This window comes from Aminobacter sp. P4_D5 (assembly GCF_056401815.1).
Genome location: NZ_JBFUIP010000677.1, coordinates 1 through 727, shown reverse-complemented (window position 1 = coordinate 727; position 727 = coordinate 1). Strand labels below are relative to the sequence as shown.

Annotated in this window: 1 protein-coding gene; it reads left to right on the top strand. The window is 69.6% G+C overall.

Annotation, left to right across the window (positions count from 1 at the left end):
- Positions 1 to 727, top strand: a 727-nt coding sequence (locus AC1DWF_RS34280; protein WP_476842942.1) for an AMP-binding protein, incomplete at both ends; no start/stop codon positions are given.

Here is a 727-nt window from a genome sequence, read left to right as displayed (position 1 = left end):
CGGCGATCCTCTACGACAGCCCCGTCACCTCGACGATCCGCCGCTTCAGCTACGCCGAGATGCTGGAGCGCGTGAGCCGGCTGGCCGGCGCGCTGGCGGCCCGCGGCGTCGCGAAGGGCGACCGCGTCATCATCTACATGCCCATGGTGCCCGAGGCCGCGATCGCCATGCTGGCCTGCGCGCGGCTGGGCGCGATCCATTCAGTGGTCTTCGGCGGCTTCGCGGCGGCGGAGGTTGCTGCGCGCATCGACGACGCGACGCCCAAGGCGGTGATCTCCGCCAGTTGTGGCATCGAGCCCGGGCGGGTCATCGCCTACAAGCCGCTGCTGGATGCGGCCATCGGCATGGCGGCGCACAAGCCCGACTTCTGCCTGATCCTGCAGCGCGAGCAGCAGGCCTGCACCTTGGTCGAGGGCCGCGACTTCGACTACGCGGAAGCCGAAGCGGCCGGCACGCCGCATCCCTGCGTCGACGTGGCGGCGACCGACCCGCTCTACATCCTCTACACCAGCGGCACGACCGGAAAGCCCAAGKGCATCGTGCGCGACAATGGCGGGCACGCGGTGGTGCTCAACGCCAGCATCGGCATGATCTACGGGTTGAACCCCGGCGACGTCTTCTGGACGGCCAGCGATGTCGGCTGGGTCGTGGGGCATTCCTACATCGTCTATGCGCCGCTGCTGGCGGGGTGCACCTCGGTGCTCTTCGAGGGCAAGCCGGTCGGCAC